The sequence below is a fragment of the Algibacter miyuki genome (assembly GCF_030409805.1).
Taxonomy (GTDB): Bacteria; Bacteroidota; Bacteroidia; order Flavobacteriales; family Flavobacteriaceae; genus Algibacter; species Algibacter miyuki.
Map to the genome: position 1 here is coordinate 1 of NZ_JAUFQP010000011.1, position 6,445 is coordinate 6,445.

The window sequence follows — 6,445 nt, forward strand, 5'->3', positions numbered from 1 at the left end:
CGCATGACACGTGTGTTATAAGATGTTGGACACTTTGCAAACGGTTCCTAAGTTTAAGAGAATATATAATTTGGCCAGTATACTTGGAAGTGGTTATATTCAGATCGGTAATTTTGATTACGGTCCAATTTTTCAACTTTTGGATTTAATGATGTAGAAGGGCAAAGAATTAGAGTGGGAGGTAGAACTTATTATGGTCCAAATGATAAATGGAGGATTCAAGGATATACAGCTTATGGTTTTAAAGATGATAAGGTAAAATACGGAATTTCAGGTAGATGGATGGTGAATCCTAAAAATAGATTAATTCTGTCTCTTGGAAATAGAAGGGATGTTGAGCAAATTGGGGTTAGTTTAACTACTTCAAATGATGTGTTGGGTAGAAGTTTTGCTTCTTCTGCATTGTTTGCTGGTGGTGTAAATAATCAATTAACGAATATTAGTTTAACGAATATTGGAGCTGAGATAGAATTTGTTAAAAAATTTCACCTTTCAAACCAATTTGTCGTATAGAACATTGAAATCAGCTTCAAACGATTTTAGTTTGGATTATTATGAAGATTTAACTCAAACTAAGGTGAAAAGTGAAGTGAAGCAATCTGAAATTAATTTCCAATTAGAATATACGCCAAATAGAAAGACAGTTGGTTACGGTGTAGAAAGAATGGAAGTTGACAACAATTATGCTAGATTGTTTCTAAGTTATAGTCAAGGACTGAAAGGAGTTTTAGATAGTGATTTTGATTATCAAAAACTACAATTCTACTATAGGCAACCAGTTTTGGTTGGTGGGTTTGGTAGATTGTTCACTACTTTTGAAACAGGAAAAAATATTTGGTACAGTTCCTTTAGGTTTAATGGGTATTGTTCCAGGAAATCAATCCTATTTTATAATTGAAAACACATACAATCTTTTGGATTATTATGATTTTGTTGCAGATGAATATGCATCGCTACATTTTGAACATCATTTTAATGGAAGACTGTTTTCTAGGATTCCTTTGTTAAGAAAATTGAATCTTAGAGAGATTATAGGGGTTAAAGGGGTTTATGGTAGGGTTTCAGATAATAATATAATGATTAACGCTTCTGGGTTGAACTATATAGCTCCAGATGATCTATATTGGGAATATCACGCAGGTGTTGGTAATATATTTAAGGTGCTTAGAATTGATTTTGCTTGGAGAGGGAATTATTTAGACATGCCTAATGCTAGGAAGTTTGGAGTTAAGGCTTCATTTGGTTTTTATTTCTAAGAAATGGATAAAGCAATTGAATATTTAATAGCAATTGATCCTGTAATTGATCAATTGTATAATAAATATAAAAAACCATACATTTCAACTAGACCTGAAGGATTTGAAACTTTGTGTAAATTTGATTCTGGAACAGCAAGTTTCTTTGGCGTCAGCAAAAGCATGTTATTTAAGATTGAAATTGTTTCTTGGAGAAATAACTCCAACAACAATTAGTAAAGCTTCTAGTGAAGACTTGAATGCGAATTCGGTTAGTAGACAAAAAGTAATCTATTTAAAAGCGCTTTCAAACGCAATTCTTGAAAAAGAAATCGATTTACAAACTTTATCGTTGAAATCTTCAGATGAAGTTAGAAAGGAATTAATAAAAATTAAAGGAATTGGTAATTGGACTATCGATGTCTATTTGATGTTTTCTTTACATAAAGAAAACGTTATTCCTTTAGGTGATATTGCGATAAAAAATACAATTAAAGAGTTATATAGCTGTAGTTCAGATGAGCAAATCCTTGAGGTTTCAAATAAATGGAAGCCATATAGAACAATGGCTTCGTTTTTTTTATGGCATTATTATTTAGAAAAAAGAAACAGGAAACCTTTGGTATATTAAAAAAAATGTTTCTTCTACAAGAAATAGCGAATGTTTCATTATCTTTGCACTCCTTTATAAAAATATAATAAAAAATGACAGCAGATAAAGTTACTACATTTGATGTACTTATTGAGATTCCAAAAGGAAGTAGAAACAAATATGAATATGATTTTGATTTAAAAAAAATCCGTTACGATAGAATGTTGTTTTCATCTATGATGTATCCAGCAGATTACGGATTTATACCTGAAACACTTGCTCTTGATGGTGACCCATTAGATGTTTTAGTTTTGGTTACAGAACCAACTTTTCCTGGTTGTGTAATGGAAGTAAAACCTATTGGTGTTTTTCATATGGCAGACGATAAAGGTCCAGATGAAAAAGTGATTTGTGTACCAGTTTCAGATCCTATTTGGAATAAATTAAATGATTTAGGAGATATGAACTCTCATTTATTAAAAGAGATTGAGCATTTTTTCCAAGTATATAAAGATTTAGAAAATAAACAAGTTGATGTTGAAGGTTGGGGAGATATAAATGAAGCGAAAGAAATTTATATTAAATGTAAACAACGTTTTGATCAAATAGAAAATAGACCAGAAGGATTATTTAGTATTAAGTAATTTTCAGTATAATTCGTAAAAAAGGCAATATTCATTAGGAATATTGCCTTTTTTGTTTATTTTTGTTAATGATGATTACTAATTTTTAACAAAAAAACAACTGAAAATTTATGAATTCAATAATGATTTATTTGCCAATTGCAATGGCGCTGGTTGGGCTTCTTTTTTATGTGGTATAAAAGAGCTTGGGTTTTAAAACAAGATGCAGGTGACGGAAAGATGAAAGAAATTTCAGATTACATTTATGAAGGAGCATTAGCGTTCTTAAAAGCAGAATACAGATTGTTAACATTTTTCGTAATAGGAGCAAGTATCGTGCTTGCAGGGATTTCATTTTTAGTGCCTACTACACACATATTAATTGTAGTTGCATTTGTTTTTGGTGCTATTTTTTTCTGCATTAGCGGGAAATATGGGGATGAAAATTGCGACTAAGACAAACGTAAGAACTACACAAGCAGCTCGTACGAGTTTGCCACAAGCATTAAAAGTTTCTTTTGGTGGTGGTACAGTTATGGGACTTGGGGTTGCTGGTTTAGCAGTTTTGGGTTTAACAGGTTTCTTTATTTTCTTTTTCCATTATTTTATGGGTGGTGATTGGGCAAATGGAGGAACTGATAAAATGACCATTGTTTTGGAAACATTAGCAGGTTTTTCTCTTGGAGCTGAATCAATTGCTTTGTTTGCACGTGTAGGTGGAGGTATTTATACTAAAGCGGCTGATGTTGGTGCAGATTTAGTTGGTAAAGTTGAAGCAGGTATTCCAGAAGATGACCCTCGTAATCCAGCTACAATTGCTGATAATGTAGGGGATAATGTTGGAGATGTTGCAGGTATGGGCGCTGATTTATTTGGTTCTTATGTGGCAACAGTTTTAGCAGCTATGGTTCTTGGTAACTACGTGATAAAAGATATGGATGGAAAGATTGATGACGTTTTTGGCGGAATTGGTCCTATTTTGTTGCCTATGGCTATTGCTGGTTTTGGAATTATATTCTCTATTATCGGTACATTGCTAGTGAAGATTAAAGATAATGAAGCAAAAGAAAAACTAGTTCAAGGTGCTTTAAATATTGGAAACTGGGTTTCTATTGTTTTAACACTTGTTTCATGTTATTTCTTAGTGCAATATATGTTACCAGAAACAATGAAAATGAGTTTCTTTGGAGAGGGGATTAAAGACATATCTTCAATGAGAGTGTTTTATGCTACTATTGTTGGGTTAGTTGTTGGAGGAGTTATTTCTTCAATTACAGAATACTATACAGGATTAGGTACAAAACCAGTATTGGCAATTGTACAAAAATCATCAACAGGAGCGGGTACAAACGTAATTGCAGGTTTAGCAACTGGAATGATTTCTACATTTCCAACTGTATTAATATTTGCCGCAGCAATATGGGCTTCATATGCTTTAGCTGGTTTTTATGGTGTGGCTTTAGCTGCTTCAGCAATGATGGCAACAACGGCTATGCAATTAGCGATTGATGCATTCGGACCAATTGCAGATAATGCAGGTGGAATAGCTGAAATGAGTGAACAAGATCCAATTGTTAGAGAACGTACAGATATTTTAGATTCAGTTGGAAATACAACAGCTGCAACAGGTAAAGGTTTTGCAATTGCTTCGGCTGCATTAACTTCTTTAGCGTTGTTTGCTGCCTATGTTACTTTTACAGGAATTGATGGGATTAATATCTTTAAAGCGCCCGTTTTAGCGATGTTATTTGTCGGAGGAATGGTACCTGTAGTCTTTTCTGCGTTAGCAATGAATTCTGTTGGTAAAGCAGCAATGGATATGGTATATGAAGTGCGTCGTCAATTCAAAGAAATTCCAGGGATCATGGAAGGTACTGGGAAGCCAGATTATGCTAAATGTGTTGATATTTCAACTAAAGCAGCCTTAAGAGAAATGATGTTGCCAGGTATGTTAACAATTGGTTTTCCTTTGCTAATTGCTTTTGTTCCATTGTTATTTGGAATGGAGAAATTAGCAATTGCAGAAATGCTAGGTGGTTATATGGCGGGTGTTACTGTTAGTGGTGTGCTTTGGGCAATTTTCCAGAATAATGCTGGTGGAGCTTGGGATAATGCGAAAAAATCTTTTGAAGCTGGTGTTGAAATTAATGGAGAGATGACTTTTAAAGGTTCAGATGCACATAAAGCTGCCGTTACTGGAGATACTGTCGGAGATCCTTTTAAAGATACTTCTGGGCCTTCAATGAATATATTAATTAAACTTACATGTTTAATAGGTTTAGTTGTGGCTCCAATATTAGGTGGTCATTCTGCGGCAACAACATCGGGTTCTTGTTGTCATAAGCATGGAGAATTGGTTGAATGTCATTCGAAAAGTATTTCTGAGTGTGAAAAGAAAGGATGTGTAAATCCAAATTGTGCAATACTACAAGGAGGAGAAGTAGCACATGTGCATGGACCAAATTGTAACCATACTATAGAAAAGAAAATTATTGATATAAAAATTGATAAGCAGAAAGGTGATGATGGTTTGGTTAAAGCTCTAGTTGTTGTTAAATCAAATATCGATGGTAAAGAAGTTGTTGAAGAAAAAGTATTTGAAGGTAGCGAATTAGAAGTAGATGCAAAAATTGCAGCATTAAAAGAATAATGATTTATTAAAAAATAACATAAAATAACGATCTTGTTGTGGATTTCTACAATGGGTCGTTATTTTTTTTAATATATTTCAAACTCTAATGTTCTCATTATTAAATATTTGTTTTTTTAATGTAAAAATATTTTAAAATTTATTCGAATTTCTTTTTGAAACTAAAAAAAAGCGTCTATATTTGCACTCGCAATACGGAAGTAAAGCGATTATTACTGGAGAAATGGCAGAGTGGTCGAATGCGGCAGTCTTGAAAACTGTTGACTGTAACAGGTCCGGGGGTTCGAATCCCTCTTTCTCCGCAGAGCTCGGCTCAAAATCAACTAAAACCCTTTAAATCATATGATTTAAAGGGTTTTTTCTTTTTATACCTTTTCATTTCGTATATATTTTTTCATAATAAAGGGGTACAATTAGGGGTACTATATAATAAATATAAAAAGTGCCCCTCTTGTTTGAATACTCTAATATTTTCAGGCAGTTTAGTAAATGAACAACTTGACTTTTGATTGATTTTTTAAGAACTTATTTATCAATTTAAAGGTCACCAACAATGAATGCAACAATTAATGTTATTTTCTATCTCAAGAGAGTAAAAACCAATGCGAAAGGCTTAACACCTATTTTTCTTAGAATTACAATAGATGGTAAAAGATTAGATAAAAGTATTGGTAAATTTATAGATGCTAGTAGATGGAATTCAGAAAGTAGTAAAATGAAAGGCACTAATGAAGAAAAGCCGTTTGTTAAATAATCATCTTGAATTATTAAGAATAAATGTTTTTGAAATTGAAAAATCAATGTTGAAAAGAACATGTCTTTGACATTTGAAAATTTCAAAAATGAGTATTTAGGTATTAAAGAAAAAGAACGAATGTTGATTCCTATTTTTAAAGAGCATAATCGTAAGATAAAAGAGTTAGTTGGTATTGAGTATGCTTCTGGAACTTTAGAACGATATGAGACGTCATTAAAGCATACTAAAGATTTTCTTTTATGGAAGTATAATATTACAGATGTTAATATTGAAAAGATAGATCATTCATTTGTGACAGAGTATGAGTTTTATTTAAGAAAGTGAACGTAAATGCGCAAATAATACTGCGGTTAAATACATTAAAAACTTTCATAAAATCATCAACATATGCTTAGCTAATGGATGGTTAAACAAAGATCCTTTTGCTAACTACAAAGCAAAAGTAAAAGAAGTCGTTAGAGAGTTTTTGACAGAAGAGGAAATAGAAATAATATGCAATAAAGAATTTGTGTCAGAAAGATTAAAACTAGTAAGAGACATTTTTATATTTAGCTGTTTTACAGGATTGGCTAACACACGTGTCATGCG

The 6,445-nt window shown here is 32.3% G+C and carries 4 protein-coding genes, 1 tRNA gene and 3 pseudogenes; all 8 read left to right on the top strand.

Annotation, left to right across the window (positions count from 1 at the left end; genetic code table 11):
• Positions 1-16: 16 nt before the first annotated feature.
• Positions 17-1,256 (top strand): annotated as a pseudogene (locus QWY92_RS12095) (DUF5686 family protein); the annotation flags it as partial.
• Positions 1,257-1,377: 121 nt separating this feature from the next.
• Positions 1,378-1,866, top strand: coding sequence for a DNA-3-methyladenine glycosylase family protein (locus QWY92_RS12100; RefSeq protein ID WP_290271634.1), 489 nt, complete (start codon positions 1,378-1,380; stop codon positions 1,864-1,866).
• A 74-nt stretch (positions 1,867-1,940) separates the two neighbouring features.
• On the top strand, positions 1,941-2,471 hold the full coding sequence (locus QWY92_RS12105) for an inorganic diphosphatase (RefSeq protein ID WP_236457319.1): 531 nt from the start codon (positions 1,941-1,943) through the stop codon (positions 2,469-2,471).
• Positions 2,472-2,581: 110 nt separating this feature from the next.
• Positions 2,582-5,100 (top strand): annotated as a pseudogene (locus QWY92_RS12110) (sodium-translocating pyrophosphatase).
• A 217-nt stretch (positions 5,101-5,317) separates the two neighbouring features.
• Positions 5,318-5,402, top strand: a tRNA-Ser gene (locus tag QWY92_RS12115).
• A 251-nt stretch (positions 5,403-5,653) separates the two neighbouring features.
• Positions 5,654-5,854 carry an Arm DNA-binding domain-containing protein gene (locus QWY92_RS12120; RefSeq protein ID WP_290271639.1) on the top strand — a complete coding sequence of 67 codons (201 nt, stop codon included), beginning with the start codon at positions 5,654-5,656 and terminating at the stop codon, positions 5,852-5,854.
• A gap of 60 nt (positions 5,855-5,914) precedes the next feature.
• Positions 5,915-6,181, top strand: a complete 267-nt coding sequence (locus QWY92_RS12125; RefSeq protein WP_290271641.1) for a phage integrase SAM-like domain-containing protein — start codon at positions 5,915-5,917, stop codon at positions 6,179-6,181.
• Between the two features lie 34 nt (positions 6,182-6,215).
• A pseudogene (locus QWY92_RS12130) lies at positions 6,216-6,445 on the top strand (site-specific integrase); the annotation flags it as partial.